Source organism: Drancourtella sp. An12, from assembly GCF_002160935.1.
Taxonomy (GTDB): Bacteria; Bacillota; Clostridia; order Lachnospirales; family Lachnospiraceae; genus Sellimonas; species Sellimonas catena.
Genome location: NZ_NFLO01000008.1, coordinates 1 through 19986 on the forward strand (window position 1 = coordinate 1; position 19986 = coordinate 19986).

Here is a 19986-nt window from a genome sequence, read left to right on the forward strand (position 1 = left end):
GTGGTTTGCCTCCGGCTTCCTTCAGACCCCACCTCACGGTGACGCCCTTGCCTTTGGCTGCACCCTTCCCACTGCCGGGCGGGTCAGGGACTTTCACCCCTTAGAACGTGTGCCCGCCGGGCGCACAACCAGCGAGGACTGTGCCATCCCGGCACAGTCCTCGTTTTTTCTTTCTATCTGTTTTTTCCCGTTTCCATCAGGACTTTCACATGTCCTCCGCATACGAGCCCTTCATCGGCCGCATCCCGGTTATTCAGGTCAGACTCTTCGATTCTCCAGTCCTCTCCCTGTTTCATCATTTCCTGCGATGCGCGGACGATATCTGCCTCCAGCTTTCCTCCGCCGATGGTTCCAAAACAGTTCCCGGATTCCGACACAATAAAATGCGTTCCTTCTTTTCTTGGGGCGGAACCTCTTCTTTCCAGAATCGTGGAAAGTACAAAGCGTTCTCCCTCCTGCATGTTCTCGAGGGCATGACGAAATACTTCGTAACCGGTCTTCATGGAGCATCCGGCCTTGCTCCTCTCCTGAAGAATCTCTGCCATGACAGACACCGCAATCTCTTCCGGCGTCTGCGCGCCGATTTTCAGACCGATCGGTGCATGCAGCCTCTTAGTCCATTCCCGGTCAATTCCGGCTTTTTCCAGTTCTTCCCGCATCATGGCGGCCCTCGTTCTGCTTCCCATCATCCCGGTATAGTAGGATTCTTTTTTGGCAATCTCCATCAGACATTTCTGATCATAGGCATGCCCTCTTGTCATGACAACATAGGCGGTATTTTTTTCATCGTTCAGACTTCGCACCGCTTCATCAAATGGAAGGCAGATCACCTCATGGGCACCGCTCTTTTTGGCAAGCTCCGCGAAATATTCCCGGTCCTCCAGAACAATAGTCCGGATTCCGGCAAAGACAGAAAGCTTCGCCAGTGCATGTCCGACGTACCCTGCTCCGCAGATTACAATCCGGTCTTCTTTTTCTGCATTCTCCAGAAACAAAAATCCGCCGTCTTCATCCCAATCCATGGCAGTCCCCGAGAGGGACGCCTTTTGATACAATTTCCGGATCCGCTCCTTCCATTTCTCCGGAATCAGTTCCGTCTTTTCTTTCTTCAGTTCTTCCTGGTTCTTCAAAATCCATGTCCGGACTTTTCCACCTTTCTCTGCCAGACGGACGATCATCCCTCCGTCTTTCTCATAAAGGCTCTTGATCCGTTCTAAAAACTCTCTGTCTGTCATCATTTCGCTCCCATATATAAACAGGCATCTCCTGTTGTCTCATCCATCGAAAAACCTCACGGTATTCTTTGAAGAGGGCTTCTCCCATCCCCGGTTCCAGCCCGCTTAGGACCGCCCTTTTTATCTGTCTGCAATTCTGGAAAATTCCATCTTTGTCAAGCCATAGTCTGCAAAGGTCCTTCATCTCTACCAGATCCTCCGGTCTTTTTCCAAGCCTTTCCGCACAGATTTCCGACCGGTGTGCCACTTCCAGAAAGGACTTTCCCAGCGCTTTCTGATTAAGAATCCCTATCACCGCATCACAAAAGTCCGGCACCACAGGCTCCCGGTCATTTGGAATTTTGATCCATTTGCCCTTTGCCCCGTCTGCTTCCACACACAGACGGACTCCCTGATCCACCAGAGTCTTTAGGGTATTTAAGGGTATGGATCCGATCTTTCCATCCGGAAGTTCCCGGCCGATGGTCACCGGCCTCATCCCGTGTAATCTAATCCATTCTTTGACTTCCTCTGCGGAGAGGTCATCACGCCACAGAAGAAATCCTTCCTGCGGCTTCCACATCTTTGTTGTTGTCACAGCCGCTGCCGGCAGACCTTCTTCCCGCATTTCCCGCACACAGGTATAGACGGCCGTCGTCTTTCCGCCGGCACCCGTAAATGCGATGCATCTTTTGTTTTCCAGACCTAATTCTCCAAGCATGTTTTCTCCCATTCGTCCAGCGCACGGCAGACACTTCCCCCGATGGCAAGCGCTTTATCCGAAATCACAAAGCATCTCTCATTGCCGTCTGTTCTTGGATCGATATCCATGATTTTTAACCCTTTTGTGACCGGGTATCCTTCCTTGATTGCACCGCGCAGGTATCCGGTGAGCGTCGCACGGACATCCATTTCCCCGATCACTGCCAGAACTTCTCCCTCTTCAACGAGATCGCCCACCTGTTTCAGATACCGAATCGCACCGCTGCAAGGTGCATGGATCACCCGCTCTTTGGCATATCCCGCAATCATACCTGGCACTCCGGTATTTGGAATGGCTGTTCCGCTTCGGTAGATTTTCCCAAGAGTCTCTCCTCTCATGGTTTCAATGACCAGGTCCGTATCCACTCCCGCTGTAAATCCCGGCCCAAGTCCGATCGTCAGCGGTGCCATATCGATGGTGGTCCCCAGATTCTTTTTCGCAAGAATCCCGTCCACCAGAGCAATCGGATGGAGCCAGGACAGGCAGCTGCATTCCGGGTCAATCAAAACCGGAACTTCCCCGCATTCCCAGGCCTCTTCTGTCTCCTCCCGGGACAGCACTTTCCTTGCCGTCATTCCTTCCACGGTGCAGCTTCCTTCATACACCGCTTCACAGAAGGCAACCTGCCGTCTGATACATGCGGGACATCCGGTTTCCAGTACGAGCACCCGGTATCCTTTTTGGGCAAGCAGATAAGCAGTTCCTGTCGCCAGATCCCCTCCGCCCCGCACAACTACGGTCTTCTTCTCATCCATATCCCAGACTTCCTCTTTTTTTGCCTCCAGACGGTACAGATCGTCCAGATGTCGTTTCAAAACTTTCTTCCCGCCTTCATCACCGGAAAGGTTCAAAAGTTCCGGAAAATACCGTTCCTGAAACACGCAGGGATTTTTCGGGCCATTCCAGTCGATACAGCCGATTCCCTTCCGGCTTCTTTGAAAACCTTCCAGCATCGCTTCCAGTGTTTCTCTCTTTAGAAACGGCTGGTCACAGACGCAAAAGCATACCGCGTCGCCGCTCTGCCACTCAGGCTGATGCCGGATCATTTCCAGGGCAAGGGCGATGGAAGAAGAAATCCCCCTCTCCGGATGTTTGTTGACTACACAGATTTCCGGAATATCGAGTCTCTTTTCTTTTTCACCTGAAACAACAAGAACTGTACTTCCTTTCCAGGAAGCGTGAATCTTTCTCGTCTTATCAAGCAGGAGGAAGAGAATTTCTCTTCCTCCGATCTGCTCCATCAGTTTATCTTCTTTTCCGTAACGAAGGCTTCTTCCTGCCGCAAGAAGCGCAAAGTGTATTTTCATCATGATGAATGTTTCATTCCCATATATACTTTCTCCGCCGTAATCGGAAGCTCCCGGATATGAACGCCTGTTGCATTGGCAACTGCGGCTGCCAGTGCCGGAGAAGGAGTGTTGATTACAATCTCTCCGATGGATTTTGCTCCAAACGGTCCGGTCGGCTCATAGCTGCTTTCAAATTCCACGCGGATTTCTCCGGTATCCTGTCTCGTCGGAATCTTGTACTGCATAAAGGAATTGCTGAAATTCTGTCCTTTTGGATTGTATACAACATCCTCATAAAGGGCCATTCCGATTCCCTGTACCAGTCCGCCTTCTGTCTGTACCCTTGCAAGACTCGGGTTGACAACAGTACCACAGTCTACTACGGCAACGTAATCAATCGGTGTCACTTTTCCAGTTTCCAGATCCACTTCCACTTCTGCCATACCAACCATGAACGGCGGTGGAGACGTTGGTGAGTAATGAGCCTCTGAAGCCATCAGCGCTTCTTCGTTTGCGCACATGATACGGTTTCCGATTTCTTTTAAGGTGATCTCTTTTCCGTCCTTCGGACACCATACACGCTTACCGTCAAACTCTACCTCTTCCTTTTCGCAGCCCAGATATTCGGCTCCTTTCAGGCAGATCTTCTCTTTGAGTTTCTCACAGGTCTTGATCACTGCCATTCCAGTCACATAAGTCGTACTGGACGCGTAAGATCCGGTATCGTACGGAGAAGAATCCGTATCCACGCCGGATACAATAATATCTTCCATCTCACAGTCCATACAGTCGGCCGCCATCTGTGCCAGAATGGTATCACATCCTGTTCCCATGTCAGAAGCTCCGACCATCAGGCTGTAGAATCCGTCGTCATTGACTTTCATTGCAACGGAAGCGGTATCCACGTTGGAAATTCCGGATCCCTGCATTGCCATGGCAACGCCGACTCCTCTCACCTTTCCATTACCCATATCTCTTGCCGGATATTTTTCATCCCAGCCGATCATCTCTTTTGCTCTTGCCATACAGCGGTCCAACGCACAGCTCTGTGCAGTCTCGCCATAGTACGCAGGCATAACCTGTCCTTCTTTTACCATATTGAGCTCACGGAGTTTCACCGGATCCATATGCATCTGTTCCGCCAGCTCGTTGACCGCGGATTCTACCGCAAAAATTCCCTGTGTGGCTCCATATCCACGGTATGCGCCCGCTGACATGACATTCGTATAAACGACATCATACCGGAACCGGAACGCATCTGTTTTTCCATAAAGAGGAATGGATTTGTGTCCGGAAAGTCCAACCGTTGTCGGCCCGTGCTCTCCGAATGCTCCCGTATTGGATAAGGTATAGACGTCAATCGCCCGGATAATTCCGGCCTCATCGGCTCCTGCCCGCACATGCACTTCCATCTCATGCCGTGGGGATGATGCGATCTGGGATTCTTCTCTTGTGTAAATGATCTTTGACGGACGTCCTGTCTTCCATGTAACAAATGCCGGATATACTTCGGACACAACGGTCTGTTTTGCTCCAAAACCGCCTCCGATTCTCGGTTTGATCACACGGATCTTTGATTTCGGTATTCCAAGGGCATTGGAAAGAATTCTTCTTGCATGGAAGGTAACCTGGGTGGATGACACCACATTCAGCCTTCCATAGACATCCATGTAGCAGTAAGTGCGGAATGTTTCCATCATCGCCTGCTGGTTTGCCTGGGTATGGTAGGTCTGCTCTACCACATACTTACATTCTGAAAGGACCTGATCTACATCCCCGGCTTCATCCTTACCGCTGGCGCACAGATTTCTCTGATTGTCTGCTCCGACATTGCAGAGACTTCTCCAGTTTTCCTCCGGATGTACCAGGATATCATTATCTTTTGCCTTTCTGAAGTCCAGAAGCGGAGTCAGTACTTCATACTCCACCTTGATCATCTTCATGGCTCTGTCTACTGCTTCTTTTGTCTCTCCCGCAACGATCGCCACCGCGTCCCCTACGAAACGGACTCTCTGATCGAGGATCAGACGGTCATACGGACTTGGCTCCGGATAGGTCTGTCCAGCCATTGTAAACCGCTCATTCGGGCAGTCCTCATAGGTAAATACTGCCACCATACCCGGCACTTTCATCGCTCTGGCAGAGTCAATGTTCTTAATCAGCGCATGGGCATGCGGACTTCTCAGTACTTTCACGACGAGACAGTCCTTCGGTGCCAGATCATCTGTATAGACCGGCTTTCCTGTCACCAGCGCTTTGGCGTCGATCTTTGGTATCGCCTGATTTACTTTCTTCATGGATCTACCCCCTGCTTTCTCTCAGATATTTTTCCACAGCGCGCAGCTGTCCTGCATATCCTGTGCAGCGGCACAGGTTTCCGGCCAGATATTCCCGGATTTCTTCCGCGTCCGGACAATGTCCGGATACACAGAGCTCTCTTTCCATGGCAAGGACATTCATGATAAATCCAGGAGAACAGTATCCGCACTGCTCTGCCCCTTCTGCCGCCAGATATGCTCCGAACCGGGCCGCTTCTTCCTGAAGCCCCTCCAGTGTCGTAATCTTTCTTCCTGAAATTCCTGCTGCCAGAATCGAGCAGGAAAGCCGTGGTGTTCCGTCAACCCAGACGGTGCACAGTCCACAGTTGGTTGTCTCGCATCCGCACTTTACACTGTAGCATCCAAGATCTCTTAATACATCCAGAAGCACTGCACCTGCTTCAATCTCTGTATGGACTGGTTTCCCATTTAATTCAAACTGTACTTCCATCTACACATTCCCCTCTTCCAACGCTTTTTTCGCCCGACCGGCAAGGACTCGTCCCAGATGCTTCCGGTACTCTCCGCTTCCACGCATATTGCTTCCATAGGTGAAGGTATCAGCCGCCTGTTCCATCTCGTCTATTGTAGTCTCTGTCACATCCGCCTTCATTGGTCTTGCGCCGATGGAAAGTAGAACTGTTCCGTCTTTTTCAGATGCCGCACAGGTCAGCACCGGGAAATCAGTCTGACTTCTTCTCTCCGAGAGATAAACTGCCTTTCTGCCGTCCTTGGCCACAATCAGTTCTTCCAGAATATCTCTGTCACGATCCATTCTGATAAATTCAGAAAGAGGAACGATTCCTTTTTTATAAAGCTTTACTTTCGTATCCAGTACAAGAAATGCCGTCAGAATATCTGAAAATCCATATCTTCCGAAAATGCTTCCCCCTACTGTCGCCCCGTTCCTAAACTGCACTCCGACAATATGTCTGGTACACTCTTTAAAAAAGTCTCCAAATGTCTCTTTCAGCCCACTGTGTGTCTCGAGCTGACGAAGAGTACTCATACAGCCGATGCGAAATTCTGTTTCGGTCTCTGTGATCTGATCAAACCCAAGCCCGGACAGATCAATGACTGTATTAACATTTCCTCTGCCCATTCGGATCCACATCATCCCTCCAATGATCCGGTTGGCCCGTTTCTGATTCATCTCATATGCCTCCTCGAGTGTGCCGGGCTTTACATAGTTTTTCACTGTTATCAAAATGTCTCTCCTCCCGTTTCTCTGAAATTATCCATAGTTCTTTTTATTTTAGCATAACCTTTCTTTAATATCTACATGCAAAGCCGCTTTTTCCTGTAATTATAATAATATACTGTGTCCGAAAGGTATTCTTCCCCCGAAACCTCGGAACGGTTGATGCTGTAGACCGCATCTTTTAATTCACAGATACCCGGACTTTTACTCTCCGGCACAAGAAGAACTTCATGAATACTGCTTGGAAGAATATAAAAATTTTCCTTCCACTCCTCCCCGATCATTTCCAGAAGCCCCGGGTACAGAATTGCGGCCGCACCATGGCTTCTCTGCATATTGGTAAGGACATACATATAGCCGGCAAAGCAGCTTTCTCCACGGCAGTCCGGAATCAGTTCCATGACTACATTCTGAATATCCTGAAGCTCTGCCGGGAGAAGGCGGGGCGTATTTTGTCCGGCCGCCTGCCTGATCTCTTCCCGGGTGATCCCCCACATTTTCAGATGTTCATTTGTAATCATCATGGAAATGGCACTGTACTTTTCTACCGAAAACAATACGCAGAACACAATATCCAGGTCCAGATAGGAAAGATGCGGAACCTCTTTTAGCAGTTGCCTGTTTCTCTCCCCGTTAATCAGCCTGTATACAATCTTGTCCTTCATCCGCTCATAGTTGTCCAGATACTCCGCTTCCATCAATGGTTCCGGGACCTTCTGGCTCTGACTGTACCACTCCAGAAGACCTTCCGTTACTCCTTTCATTTCCATGCCTCTGAGATACCGTTCATAGTAATCTTCCATATAGACAATAGGCGAGATCCCCTCTTCACATTTCCGGAATAAAAAACCCTGACGCACTTCGCCGTTATTCTTCGTTGTCCGGTAATCTTCTACATGGACATCCGCCGGCAGCTCCTCTATTAGTCTTTCTTTTACATTTGATAAAAATAACTGATACTCCATCTAAGCTCCTTTCGGGCCCGCTGAAGTCTGAATTGATCTGATTCTGATCTGATAAAAATGAGTTTATGAATTGAGTGTTTATTTGGTATTGAATCTATTATACGTGCTTAAAATGCAGAATGCAACTGTTTTTTACACTGAGGTTTCCTGTTAATTCAAGAAAAAGAGTCCCGCACAATGCGGAACTCTTGATTATCTGTAAACTTTTCCTATACACGTGATAAATATTCCCCTGTACGTGTATCGATCTTAAGCACATCGCCTTCGTTTACGAACAGCGGTACCATAACGGTAGCTCCTGTCTCTACTGTAGCCGGCTTTGTAGCACCTGTTGCAGTGTCACCTTTTACACCCGGCTCAGTTTCTGTTACTGCAAGTTCTGCAAATAACGGCGGTTCTACCGCGAATACTTCTCCCTGATAGGAGCAGATCTTCACTTCTTCATTCTCTTTTACAAATTTCAGAGCATCTCCGATGGTCTCCTCATTCAGTGCGATCTGGTCATAAGTCTCGCCGTCCATGAAGTGGTAGAGATCACCATCTGAGTACAGATACTGCATGGTTTTTCTCTCGATGTGAGCTTTCGGGAATTTTTCAGTTGGTCTGAAAGTCTTTTCAACCACACCACCACTTATAACATTTTTTAATTTGGTTCTGACAAACGCTGCTCCTTTTCCTGGTTTTACATGCTGGAATTCCAGAATCTGGTATACGTTTCCGTCAATTTCGACGGTTAAACCGTTTCTAAATTCGCCTGCTGAAATCATCTTTAAATCCTCCTTAAACGAATACGAACGTATTCTTTTCTAATTCTAAACTTTCATTAAGTCTTATTTTATATGATTCCTGTCCTTTTTTCAACTGAAAGTTACGAAAAATACCGTCATCTTACAAATTTCTCTCGTTTTCCCGTATCAGACATGCAGTTTTTCAATAATTTCACGTACCTCTTCCACCTGCATCTGCCCCGGCGCGGATGCTTTTTCATAGGCTGCAAATGTCACAGCCGAACCGTAAAGCTCCCCGCAGAGCCGGCTGATCATTCCTCTTTGCCCCATGGACATTGTAATCACCGGAGTATCCGGATGGAATTTTTTCATAGTCCATGTCGCGTTCAACAGTTCGATAACATCCTGCTCTTCCTTCGGCATAACTGCAATTTTTGCCAGATCAGCACCTGCTTCCTGCATGGCGCACAGTCTTCGGACAATTTCTTCTTCCTGTGGAGTTTTCTCAAAATCGTGGTTGGAAAGCACCGTCCTGACTCCATGTGCTTCTGCCTCCCGGATCAGGCTCTTTACAGTCTCTTCCGTCTTGAAAAACTCGACATCCACCAGGTCAATCAGGCCGTACCGGATCATTGTTCTATTCAGTTCCCGGTAGCGCTCTTCAGAAATCGCCGCACTACCTCCCTCTTCCCTTGTCCGGAATGTAAAAAGCAACGGCATATCCCCCAGAACACTCCGCAGTTTTTCCGCTGTCTGAAGAATATGGCTTTCATTATTCCAGTCCGGATCTGTATCGATGCGCCATTCCGCCAGATCTGCACGGCTTTTCTTTATACCCTCCGCTGTCCGGAGCACAGCCTCCTCGTCACCCATCATCGGAACACATACTTTCGGCTTTCCCCCGCCAATTACAAGATTTCTGATTGTGACCGTTTTCATCGCATTCTCCATTTCTTTTACCAGAGTCTTTCAAAATCCAGCCTTGTAAAAGACTGCGTACCGCATGTATCTTCCCGTATGTAAATCAGATCCAGTCCGTTCTTCTGGAAATTTCCGACAACAAGGTCCATCTGTTTCTGGTCCTCTTCCAAAAGGATAACCGAACTGTAATGCCCTCCGCTTTTCCGGATCTTTCCGATTACCTTGTCCATGGAGCAATGCCTGTCGAACGGTACGACTACCAGTTCCGGTTCTCCATGAATCTCATCCAGACACTGAATCTCTGTAATCTCATACCTGTATTTTAACTGCTTTTTTATAAACTCCAGTATACTCATCATTCTGCCCTCTTTTGTAAATTCTCTTTCCATTATACTCCCCCCCCCCCGAAAAATTTTCGTCAAGTCTTTTCAGAAGGGAAAGTTTTCAGATAAGCTGGCCCGGGCAGGTCAATTTTACACGTGTTTCTTCTTTTCTTTTATATAAAAATGAAGTACGATTTTTTCCAGATAACGTTTCAACACGATCTGGATTTCTTCCTTTGGATGAATCGGACGCACGAGAATATTTCGGATTCCAGTCCTTTTCGCTCCCCATACATCTGTAAACAGCTGGTCTCCTACAAACAGTGTGGTCTCACGGTTTGTTCCCATCAGACTCATGGCTTTCCGGTAGTTTTTCACCGCCGGCTTATGGGCGTTGCAGATATAATGGACACCGATCTCTTCGTTGAACATCTTTACCCGAGGCTCCTGATTGTTCGAGAGCAGACAGCAGGAATATCCCATGCTCTTCAGCTCATGGAACAGCTTTTTGGACCTCTCGTCCGCAGGCGCCCCGTGGGGAACGAGCGTATTATCGATATCAAAAATAATTCCCCTGTATCCTTCTTTATACAGTTTTTCAAAAGGAATGACATAGGTAGATGCCATATATTCATCCGGGAAAAACCGTTCTAACATTCTCTCTCCTCCATACTGTGGATCAACGCTTCCACTTCCCCGCGTTCCGGCATGGAACGGATCGCCCCTTTTCTCGTTGTAATAATAGCCGCTGCCGCGTTGGCAAATGTCAGCATTTCTTTCAGATCACTTTCGGTAAGCTCTTCAAGTCCATGATCTACAAGATAATTCAGTGCACTTCCGCAGAAAGTATCTCCTGCTCCGGTTGTCTCGATCGTATCACAGGAAAATCCCGGGCATTCCACCCTCATTCCCCGATAATAAGCCCGGCTTCCATCGGCTCCCATGGTCAGAAGTACAAGCGGAATGTGGTACTCCTCTGTCAGCTGACGCACGCCCTCATCATAATCTTCTTTACCGGTAATAAACTGAATCTCATTATCCGAAATTTTCAGAATGTCGCAGAATCCAAGGCCGTACCGGATCTGCTCCTTTGCATTTTCCATGCTGTCCCAGAGAGGCGGTCTTAAATTCGGATCAAAGGAGATCAGCATTCCTGCCTCCTTCGCCGCTTTCAGAGCCTTTTTTGTCGCCTTGCGTACTCCTTCGTGTGTCATGGAAAGAGTCCCGAAATGGAACACTTTTCCTTTCTTCAAAAATTCGGTATCCACTTCATCTTCCGTCAGCATCATATCCGCTCCCGGATTCCGGTAAAAGGAAAAATCTCTGTCTCCGTTTTCCAGTGTGTGAACCAGCGCCAGCGTTGTATGCACTTCGGAATCCATATACAGATGCTCCGTATTGATGCCGGCCTGTTCCAGTGTCTCTTTCAGCCGTAAACCAAACTGGTCCTTTCCTACTTTTCCGATAAAAGCTGTTCTTTTTCCAAGCTTGTTCAGCATGGCAAGCACATTACACGGCGCGCCTCCCGGACATGCCTCAAACATCTGGTTCCCCTGGCTGCTCATTCCGTTCATTGTAAAATCAATTAACAGTTCACCCAGCGCGATTACATCAAATTCTTTTTCCATAAATCAAGCTACCTCCATCCACTTCTTTTGTTCCCTTTTCGCTTTTTCTATCATAACCAGTTTACTGCATTTTTTCAAGCATTTTCCCGACATCGCCGCAAAACTCATCCCATTTTTCAGGATAGTCTACAAAATACTTCGGACATATCTTTCCGGTAATATCATAGTGGCGGATCAGATCATTTTCTGTAAGTCCGAACTTCAGACAGAGCCATGCAGAAAGTTCTACCATGGAGTCATATGTCGCCTGATTAAATGCTCCCGTTTCATCCGGATGACAGCACTCGATGGAAACGGTATCTCCGTTTCTGCTGTTGGACGCATACGCCACCTCCCAGGTCGGGATGCACTGGACGATCTCACCTTCCAGCCCTACAATAAAATGGCTGCTTGCCTGTGTCAGATGTGTGTCTTTGAGACCCTCAAAATAATCCCGGTTCTGCTGCGCCGTAGCTCCCGGATTGGCAGTATAATGAATGACAATATTCCGGATTCTCGATGTTCCGGTCTCCGGTCTGGAATACGGATTCGGTGTCAGAAGCTCCACCTCCATATCCGGACGATAGGCATCCACAGCCTCTCCTTCCAGCTCTCTGTATCCATTAAAAATCGGTCCTGCCCCGGTAAGTTTCATTCCCCCCAGCACAACCGCCAGGAGGATTAAAATCATAAGACCTGCCTTCAGCAGTCTGTCCGACCCTCTGCTTTTTCTTTTTCTTCTTTGTCTTCTCTTTCGCACGATACTATTCCCCTTTTCTTTTTCCCTCTTTCTATTATAAACAAAAAGGTTCCGGCGTTTTTAAAAATTTTGATTCGAATTTCTTAAGCTTTTCTTATCTTGTTCTCATACCGAAAAAAGCAAAGGATTCCTCTCGAGGAACTCTCGCGCCGGGCACAGTCGCTTTAACGACAAATTTCTGCTTTGCGCGCGCGATCCCGCAGAGCGTTTTTGTTTAGCAGGGAACGAAGTTTCCTGTTAAATCAAAAAACCTCCCGCTTCCCATAGAAAGGAAGTCAGGAGGTCTGTTATTTAATTTATCGCATGCCTTTACTCATCAACACTGTAGTTCGGTGCTTCTTTTGTAATATGGATATCATGCGGATGGCTTTCTTTCAAGGAAGCAGCTGTAATCTTAACAAATCTTCCGTTTTCTTTCAGCTCTTCCACTGTCTTTGTTCCACAATATCCCATACCGGAACGAAGTCCGCCCATAAGCTGGAATACCGTATCCTCCACGGTACCTTTATATGCAACACGTCCTTCCACACCTTCCGGTACCAGTTTCTTGGCATCCGTCTGGAAATAACGGTCCTTGCTTCCGTTTTCCATCGCAGCGATCGAGCCCATTCCACGGTAAACCTTGTATTTTCTTCCCTGGAACAGTTCAAATGTTCCCGGACTCTCGTCACATCCTGCAAAGATACTTCCCATCATACATACATTGGCTCCGGCAGCAATCGCTTTCGTCATATCTCCGGAGTACTTGATACCGCCGTCTGCGATAATCGGGATACCGTACTCTTTTGCCGCTTCATAGCAGTTCATGACTGCTGTCACCTGAGGAACACCGATTCCTGCAACGACACGTGTCGTACAGATGGATCCAGGTCCGATTCCGACTTTGACAGCGTCTGCTCCGGCCTCGATCAGCGCTTTTGTCGCTTCCGCTGTTGCAACGTTTCCTGCAATTACCTGCAGATCCGGGAATTTCTCCTTGATCATGCGTACACAGCGGAGCACGTTTGCCGAGTGTCCGTGCGCGGAGTCGAGAACGATCACGTCAACTTTTGCATTGACCAGTGCCTCTACTCTCTCCAGACAGTTGGCTGTGATGCCGACTGCTGCACCGCAGAGAAGACGTCCCTGCTCGTCCTTTGCGGAAAGCGGATATTTGATCTGCTTTTCGATATCCTTTATTGTAATCAGTCCTTTGAGATTAAAATCCTTATCTACAATCGGGAGTTTTTCCTTTCTGGCTTTGGCAAGGATATTCTTTGCCTCCTCCAGAGTGATGCCCTCCTGAGCCGTGATCAGTCCTTCTGAAGTCATGGACTCTTTGATCTTCTTTGAAAAATCTGTCTCAAATTTCAGATCCCGGTTCGTGATAATACCAACCAGTTTTCCGTTTTCTGTGATCGGCACACCGGAAATTCTGAATTTTGCCATCAGATTGTTGGCGTCTTCCAGTGTGTGCTCCGGCGACAGATAAAATGGATCTGTAATAACACCGTTCTCAGAACGTTTTACCTTGTCCACCTCTTCAGCCTGAGCCTCAATCGACATATTCTTATGGATGATTCCGATACCACCCTGGCGTGCCATAGCAATGGCCATACGATGTTCCGTTACCGTATCCATCCCGGCACTCATCATCGGAATATTTAACTGAATCTTCTTTGTCAAGTGTGTAGACAGATCGACCTGATTCGGAACAACCTCCGAATAAGCCGGTACCAGTAATACATCATCAAACGTAATACCTTCTCCAATAATCTTACCCATGACTTCTTTTCCTCTCTTTCTCTGACTGTTTTTGTATTAAATGATATAATACCGAAAAAAATATCTGCTGTCAACTCTTTCTTTTTCTCTATAAATTGACTTTTCTTGGTGCCAGCATCCTCATTCCGTCAAGAATAACCTGCTCCGGTTCAAAAATCACTTTTGTCTGATGTCCGTCTTTGGTAATCACCATTACATAACATCTCACATTCGGCATATGGGAGCTGAAGTCGAGTACCTTGCCGGTTCTGTACTGGTTGAGCTCTCCTGCTCCAAGCGGCGCAAGCAGATCCATGTCATTGACATTCATGGAAAATACTCTTTTTCTCTTCTGTTTTCCCATGATCTTGTCGATATCCAGATCTCCGTTCACATACAAATACTCATATTCCAGATCCAGTCTCCGGAACATAAAGTAGTCCAGTACAATCATCAGCACCGGAAGAATCAGCAAAAACGGCAACAACAAAACAAAGAAAAAGGAAAGGACCGTACAAAACACCAGCAGAATCTTAATGATAATGTCTTTCCCTTCCGGTTTCTTTTTGACTAATTGTTCTGTGTAATAATCGCTCATACACGTTTCCTCCATCTGTTTATTCCTAATCAGTATATCATTTCTGATACAAAAAGAAAACTCCTCTTGCGAGGAGTTTTCGAATTTTTTATATTTACATCATACCCATGCCCGGATTTCCTGCTGCTGCCGGTGTTTCTTCTTTGATGTTGGCAACGACAGACTCTGTTGTCAGAAGTGTGGAGGCAACACTCGTCGCATTCTGAAGGGCACTTCTTGTAACCTTTGCAGGGTCAAGAATTCCTTCTGCAACCATGTCTACATACTCTTCTTTGTATGCGTCAAATCCAATGCCCGGCTCTGATTCTTTCACTTTGTTGATAATTACGGAACCTTCCAGTCCGGCGTTTGCCGCAATTCTGTAAAGAGGAGCTTCCAGTGCTTTCATGATAATCTGAGCACCGGTTTTTTCATCCCCTTCCATTTCGGAAACAAGTTTTTCCAGAGCTTTTGTCGCATGTACATATGCAGATCCGCCTCCGGCGATAATTCCTTCTTCTACAGCTGCTCTTGTTGCAGCAAGAGCATCTTCCATACGAAGTTTTGCTTCTTTCATCTCTGTCTCTGTAGCTGCTCCAACCCGGATGACTGCTACACCGCCTGCAAGTTTTGCAAGTCTTTCCTGAAGTTTCTCTTTATCGAAATCAGATGTTGTCTCTTCAATCTGAGCCTTGATCTGCGCGATCCGTGCTTCAATTTCAGATTTCTCTCCCATACCGTCAACGATAGTTGTATTTTCTTTCTGAACTTTTACAGATTTTGCACGGCCAAGCTGATCCAGAGTTGTCTCTTTCAGATCCAGTCCCAGTTCTTCAGAGATTACTTCTCCGCCTGTCAAAATTGCGATATCGCGAAGCATTTCTTTTCTTCTGTCGCCGTATCCCGGAGCTTTCACAGCAACAACATTGAAAGTACCACGCAGTTTGTTTACGATCAGAGTCGTCAGTGCTTCTCCTTCTACATCTTCTGCAATGATAAGAAGTCTTGCACCCGCCTGAACAACCTGTTCCAGAAGAGGAAGCAGCTCCTGAATATTGGAGATCTTCTTATCTGTAATCAGAATATACGGATCTTCCAGATTTGCTTCCATCTTATCCATGTCCGTTGCCATGTATGCGGAAATATATCCACGGTCAAACTGCATACCTTCTACCAGGTCAAGCTCTGTCTTCATTGTCTTGGATTCTTCGATTGTGATAACACCATCGTTGGAAACTTTTTCCATTGCGTCCGCAACCATGTTTCCTACTTCATCATCACTGGAAGATACAGCGGCAACTCTTGCGATCTGAGCCTTGTCTTTTACTTTGCTGCTCATTTTTGCGATCTCTTCCACTGCGAGGTCAGTTGCCTTTTTCATACCTTTTCTAAGAACAATCGGATTTGCGCCTGCTGCAAGGTTTCTCATACCTTCATGAACCATTGCCTGGGCAAGTACGGTTGCGGTTGTTGTACCATCTCCAGCTACATCGTTTGTCTTGGACGCAACTTCACGAATCAGCTGAGCTCCCATATTTTCAAATGCGTCTTCCAGCTCGATCTCTTTTGCGATTGTCACACCATCGTTTGTGATCAGCGGTGCGCCGAATGATTTGTCAAGTACGACGTTTCTTCCTTTTGGTCCAAGTGTAACTCTGACTGTGTCAGCAAGTTTATTTACGCCTGCTTCAAGCGCTTTTCTGGCTTCTGCTCCATATTTGATTTCCTTAGCCATTTCAAATCCCTCCATAATCTGTTTATTTTAAATATTATTATCTGTCACTCTGAATTTAAGCTTCGATCACTGCGAGGATATCGCTCTGTCTTACGATGATATATTCTACATCGTCAAGCTCTACTTCTGTACCTGCATATTTTGAATAAATGACTTTATCTCCAACAGAAACTTTCATTTCCACTTCTTTCCCATCGACCAGTCCTCCCGGTCCTACCGCGATGACTTCTGCCTGCTGCGGCTTTTCTTTATTCTGTCCCGGAAGCACGATCCCGGATTTGGTTGTTTCTTCTGCTTCCATCTGTTTTAATACAACTCTGTCACTTAATGGTACTAATTTCATGATTGTTCCTCCTTCATTGCCTATCAGTTTATCAGCACTCATTGAACTAGAGTGCTAAAACACTCTAGTAATAAAATAGCACTCTCTATTTTATTTGTCAACATCCATTCTCATTCTTTATAATTCGTTTATAATTCTGTCCGTTTAAACTTTATAAAACCCGTTCTGAATCCGGAATACAACCTGATCCTTCTCCTGGCTGCGGAAACGTTTCCGAATGACTCCTTCGCATCCGAACCGGCCTTCTTTCACTTCAAAAATACATTCATATACAGCATCCAGGGAAAACTCGTCCACATCGCCCCGGCTTGTGTAAAGCGTCATCTCTTCTTGCTGCGGATCATAGTTTTTTATGCGTGTCATATATTTTTTCCGGTTATATTTCTCATCTTTCAAAAATACCTTTTTCATTTGTAAAACAGCAGCTCCGTCCTCGTACATTTTTATTTCTCCTTTCCTAAAAGGGAGCCTCAGAATACTGACGCTCCCTTCTATTTGCATATCCTACTGTTCAATGCCTTTCTATTTTTGCTTTTCTTTTTTTATCTTTTCCAGCTCCGTGAATACGTAGTCGTTCACCACCTTAATATAGGTTCCTTTCATTCCGGAGGATCTGGACTCAATCACGCCTGCGCTTTCGAATTTACGAAGCGCATTTACAATGACAGATCTTGTGATTCCTACTCTGTCCGCGATCTTGCTTGCGACAAGAATTCCCTCCATACCGTCAAGCTCGTCAAAAATATGGATAATCGCTTCCAGCTCTGAAAACGAAAGCGTGCTGATCGCCGACTGAACAATATGTTCTTTTCTCGTCTCCTCTGCATTCTCTTCATTGACAGAACGGAGCATCTCAAGTCCGACTACTGTTGTACCATACTCGCTGAGAATAATATCGTCAATTTCATATTCTTCATCCTGTTTATAAATAAACAGAGTTCCAAGCCGTTCTCCCGCGATCTCAATCGGAGATACAATCGCCTGGTAGCCTTTCGCTGTTTCGGCATCGAATCCCAGTGTCTGGAGGTTGACATTTTCCTTCGTTGATAGAACGCTCAACAGACGTTCGTTCAGCATGGAATCAATATGTCCGCCAACTTCTCCATTAATCAGTTCTGTCAGCGGGCGGATCTCCTCTTTTTTACTGATTCCCAGAACTTTCCCTTTCCTACTTACCACAAGGATATTTGAATTCAGAATTTCCGTAAGCACTTCACATATATCATTGAAAACAACTTTACTGGAATTATTATTGTGAAGCAATTTGTTTATTTTCCTCGTCTTATCCAATAATTGTACACTCATAATTTTCCTCCATTCAAATTCATGACGTTGTTCCATGTAATTGTACGAACAAATTATAGAATATGCGGCTCATATTTTAATATTATCATACAATTTCCATGTTATCAATAAATTTCGGAAATTATTTTTTTTCTTTTTTTTCAACATACCCGCAGGAGGTATCAGAGCATACAAGTTTGTTCCCTTTTTCCACCATATAACTGCCGCATTTCGGGCATTTCCTGTCAGACGGCTTCTGCCAGGACATAAAATCGCATTCCGGATTATTTTCGCATCCGTAGTAGCGTCTTCCTTTTTTGGTCTTCCGGATTACCACATCCTTTCCGCATTTCGGGCAGGATACACCCGCCTTTTCCAGATACGGCTTCGTATTGCGGCATTCCGGAAATCCCGGACATGCCAGAAATTTCCCGTGAGGTCCGTATTTGATGACCATATTCCGTCCGCATTCTTCACAGATAACATCGGTCACCTCATCTTCGATTTTGACTTCCTCAAGCTCTTTTTCCGCTATTTCCACTGCTTCCTCCAGATCCGGATAGAAATTGCTGATTACCGATTTCCACTGCACTTTGCCTTCGGCAACCCGGTCCAGAAGTCCTTCCATATTGGCTGTAAAATTCACATCCACAATACTTGGGAAAGATTTCAGCATCATATTGTTGACTACTTCGCCCAGCTCGGTCAGATAAAGATTTTTATTTTCCTTTGCAACGTAACGTCTTGCAATAATCGTGGAAATTGTCGGAGCATACGTACTAGGCCGTCCGATTCCCAGTTCCTCCAGTGCCTTTACAAGAGACGCCTCTGTGTAGTGTGCCGGCGGCTGCGTAAAGTGCTGCTTCTTTTCAAAATCCTCTTTTGTCAGGACGGACTGTTCATCCAGTCCTTTGAGCAGGACATTGTTCTCTGCCTTTTCTTCATCCGGCTGTACATAAACGGAACGGAATCCGTCAAATGCGATTTTGGATGCTGCAACGGTAAACCGGTAATTGCCCGCGTCAATCTTGACGGAAGTCGTCTCAAATCTCGCCGGCTGCATCTGGCTCGCCGCAAAGCGTTTCCAGATCAGCTGATACAGGCGGAACTGGTCTCTCGAAAGAGACTCTTTGAGAGAAGCCGGTGTTCTGGAAATATCCGTAGGACGGATTGCCTCGTGGGCGTCCTGAATATTTTTTCCCCCGTCCTTTTTCTTTTCTGTGTCCGCTACATATTCTGCACCGTAAACAGAGGAGATATATTCTCTCGCAAGACGCTCCGCTTCCTCGGAAACACGGGTGGAATCCGTACGGAGATAGGTAATGATACCAACCGTTCCCTGACCCTTGATATCAATTCCTTCATATAGCTGCTGGGCAATCCGCATTGTCTTCTGTGTCGCAAAATTCAGTACCTTGGATGCTTCCTGCTGCAGGGTACTGGTAGTAAACGGAAGCGGAGACTTCTGGGTGCGCTCTCCTTTTCTGACCTCTGCAACATGAAAATCGGCATTCTCAAGTTCTTTTTCTATCTTCTGTTCTTCTTCGGCAGAACGAATCACCATTTTTTCTGTTTTCGTCCCATAGAATTTGGCACGCAGAGGCTTTTTCTCTCCCTGTACCTTTAAAACCGCGTCCAGCGTCCAGTACTCTTCCGGTATAAACGCATCAATCTCCGCCTCTCTATCCGCAATAATCCGAAGCGCCACAGACTGTACCCGGCCTGCACTTAAGCCGCGTTTTACCTTCTTCCAGAGCAAAGGGCTGATTTTATATCCTACAATCCTGTCAAGCGCCCTTCTCGCCTGCTGTGCGTCAACCAGATTCATATCGATTTCCCGGGCGTTCTTGATGGACTCCTTGACTGCGTTCTTTGTGATCTCGTTAAAACTGATACGGTAAACCTTTTTCCCTTCCAGTTTCAGCGCCTTGGTCAGATGCCATGAAATTGCTTCTCCTTCACGGTCAGGGTCAGTCGCAAGATAAATCTTGTCCGCCTTTTTGACCTCTTTGCGAAGCTGCGCAAGGATCTCTCCTTTTCCGCGAATAGTAATATACTTTGGTTCAAAATCGTGCTCTACATCAATACCGAGCTGGCTTTTCGGCAGATCGCGCACATGTCCCTGGGATGCCATCACCACATAATTGCTTCCCAGAAATTTTTTGATCGTTTTTACTTTCGCAGGTGACTCCACAATCACCAGATAACGTGCCAT

20 protein-coding genes are annotated in these 19986 nt (G+C 46.6%); all 20 read right to left on the reverse strand.

Annotation, left to right across the window (positions count from 1 at the left end):
* Nucleotides 1–173 precede the first annotated feature (173 nt).
* On the reverse strand, nucleotides 174–1238 hold the full coding sequence (locus B5E64_RS08965) for an XdhC/CoxI family protein (protein WP_087168183.1): 1065 nt from the start codon (nucleotides 1236–1238) through the stop codon (nucleotides 174–176).
* Nucleotides 1192–1947, reverse strand: a complete 756-nt coding sequence (gene yqeC / locus B5E64_RS08970; protein WP_087168184.1) for a selenium cofactor biosynthesis protein YqeC — start codon at nucleotides 1945–1947, stop codon at nucleotides 1192–1194. Before yqeC ends, B5E64_RS08965 begins: the two co-directional genes overlap by 47 nt.
* Nucleotides 1920–3287 carry a selenium-dependent molybdenum cofactor biosynthesis protein YqeB gene (gene yqeB, locus B5E64_RS18745; protein ID WP_087168185.1) on the reverse strand — a complete coding sequence of 456 codons (1368 nt, stop codon included), beginning with the start codon at nucleotides 3285–3287 and terminating at the stop codon, nucleotides 1920–1922. Before yqeB ends, yqeC begins: the two co-directional genes overlap by 28 nt.
* Complete coding sequence (locus B5E64_RS08980) at nucleotides 3284–5563, reverse strand: molybdopterin cofactor-binding domain-containing protein (protein WP_087168186.1); 2280 nt, start codon at nucleotides 5561–5563, stop codon at nucleotides 3284–3286. The genes yqeB and B5E64_RS08980 overlap by 4 nt, the downstream gene beginning before the upstream one ends.
* Nucleotides 5564–5567: 4 nt before the next feature.
* Nucleotides 5568–6035 carry a 2Fe-2S iron-sulfur cluster-binding protein gene (locus B5E64_RS08985; RefSeq protein ID WP_087168187.1) on the reverse strand — a complete coding sequence of 156 codons (468 nt, stop codon included), beginning with the start codon at nucleotides 6033–6035 and terminating at the stop codon, nucleotides 5568–5570.
* Nucleotides 6036–6782: an FAD binding domain-containing protein gene (locus tag B5E64_RS08990; RefSeq protein ID WP_330677411.1), complete on the reverse strand. Its 747-nt coding sequence runs from the start codon at nucleotides 6780–6782 to the stop codon at nucleotides 6036–6038. It lies immediately after the preceding gene.
* 80 nt (nucleotides 6783–6862) lie between these two features.
* Nucleotides 6863–7750: a DUF5688 family protein gene (locus tag B5E64_RS08995; RefSeq protein ID WP_087168189.1), complete on the reverse strand. Its 888-nt coding sequence runs from the start codon at nucleotides 7748–7750 to the stop codon at nucleotides 6863–6865.
* A 209-nt stretch (nucleotides 7751–7959) separates the two neighbouring features.
* Nucleotides 7960–8517: an elongation factor P gene (gene efp, locus B5E64_RS09000; RefSeq protein WP_087168190.1), complete on the reverse strand. Its 558-nt coding sequence runs from the start codon at nucleotides 8515–8517 to the stop codon at nucleotides 7960–7962.
* Between the two features lie 147 nt (nucleotides 8518–8664).
* Complete coding sequence (aroD, locus tag B5E64_RS09005; RefSeq protein ID WP_087168191.1) at nucleotides 8665–9417, reverse strand: type I 3-dehydroquinate dehydratase; 753 nt, start codon at nucleotides 9415–9417, stop codon at nucleotides 8665–8667.
* A gap of 17 nt (nucleotides 9418–9434) precedes the next feature.
* Entirely contained in the window at nucleotides 9435–9788 is a 354-nt protein-coding gene (locus tag B5E64_RS09010; protein WP_087168192.1) for a hypothetical protein, read from the reverse strand.
* Nucleotides 9789–9872: 84 nt separating this feature from the next.
* On the reverse strand, nucleotides 9873–10379 hold the full coding sequence (locus tag B5E64_RS09015; RefSeq protein WP_087168193.1) for a YqeG family HAD IIIA-type phosphatase: 507 nt from the start codon (nucleotides 10377–10379) through the stop codon (nucleotides 9873–9875).
* Complete coding sequence (locus tag B5E64_RS09020; protein ID WP_087168194.1) at nucleotides 10373–11350, reverse strand: PfkB family carbohydrate kinase; 978 nt, start codon at nucleotides 11348–11350, stop codon at nucleotides 10373–10375. The genes B5E64_RS09015 and B5E64_RS09020 overlap by 7 nt, the downstream gene beginning before the upstream one ends.
* 61 nt (nucleotides 11351–11411) lie before the next feature.
* Complete coding sequence (locus tag B5E64_RS09025) at nucleotides 11412–12020, reverse strand: peptidoglycan recognition family protein (protein ID WP_087168283.1); 609 nt, start codon at nucleotides 12018–12020, stop codon at nucleotides 11412–11414.
* 378 nt (nucleotides 12021–12398) lie between these two features.
* On the reverse strand, nucleotides 12399–13853 hold the full coding sequence (guaB, locus tag B5E64_RS09030; RefSeq protein WP_087168195.1) for an IMP dehydrogenase: 1455 nt from the start codon (nucleotides 13851–13853) through the stop codon (nucleotides 12399–12401).
* Nucleotides 13854–13941: 88 nt separating this feature from the next.
* Nucleotides 13942–14430 carry a DUF6106 family protein gene (locus B5E64_RS09035; protein WP_087168196.1) on the reverse strand — a complete coding sequence of 163 codons (489 nt, stop codon included), beginning with the start codon at nucleotides 14428–14430 and terminating at the stop codon, nucleotides 13942–13944.
* A gap of 94 nt (nucleotides 14431–14524) precedes the next feature.
* A complete protein-coding gene (gene groL / locus B5E64_RS09040) occupies nucleotides 14525–16144 on the reverse strand; it encodes a chaperonin GroEL (protein WP_087168197.1) in 1620 nt (539 codons plus the stop codon).
* Nucleotides 16145–16199: 55 nt separating this feature from the next.
* Entirely contained in the window at nucleotides 16200–16487 is a 288-nt protein-coding gene (locus tag B5E64_RS09045) for a co-chaperone GroES (protein ID WP_087168198.1), read from the reverse strand.
* A gap of 144 nt (nucleotides 16488–16631) precedes the next feature.
* Nucleotides 16632–16928, reverse strand: coding sequence for a hypothetical protein (locus tag B5E64_RS09050; protein WP_087168199.1), 297 nt, complete (start codon nucleotides 16926–16928; stop codon nucleotides 16632–16634).
* A gap of 81 nt (nucleotides 16929–17009) precedes the next feature.
* On the reverse strand, nucleotides 17010–17792 hold the full coding sequence (codY, locus tag B5E64_RS09055) for a GTP-sensing pleiotropic transcriptional regulator CodY (protein ID WP_087168200.1): 783 nt from the start codon (nucleotides 17790–17792) through the stop codon (nucleotides 17010–17012).
* Between the two features lie 121 nt (nucleotides 17793–17913).
* Nucleotides 17914–19986, reverse strand: coding sequence for a type I DNA topoisomerase (gene topA / locus B5E64_RS09060; RefSeq protein WP_087168201.1), 2073 nt, complete (start codon nucleotides 19984–19986; stop codon nucleotides 17914–17916).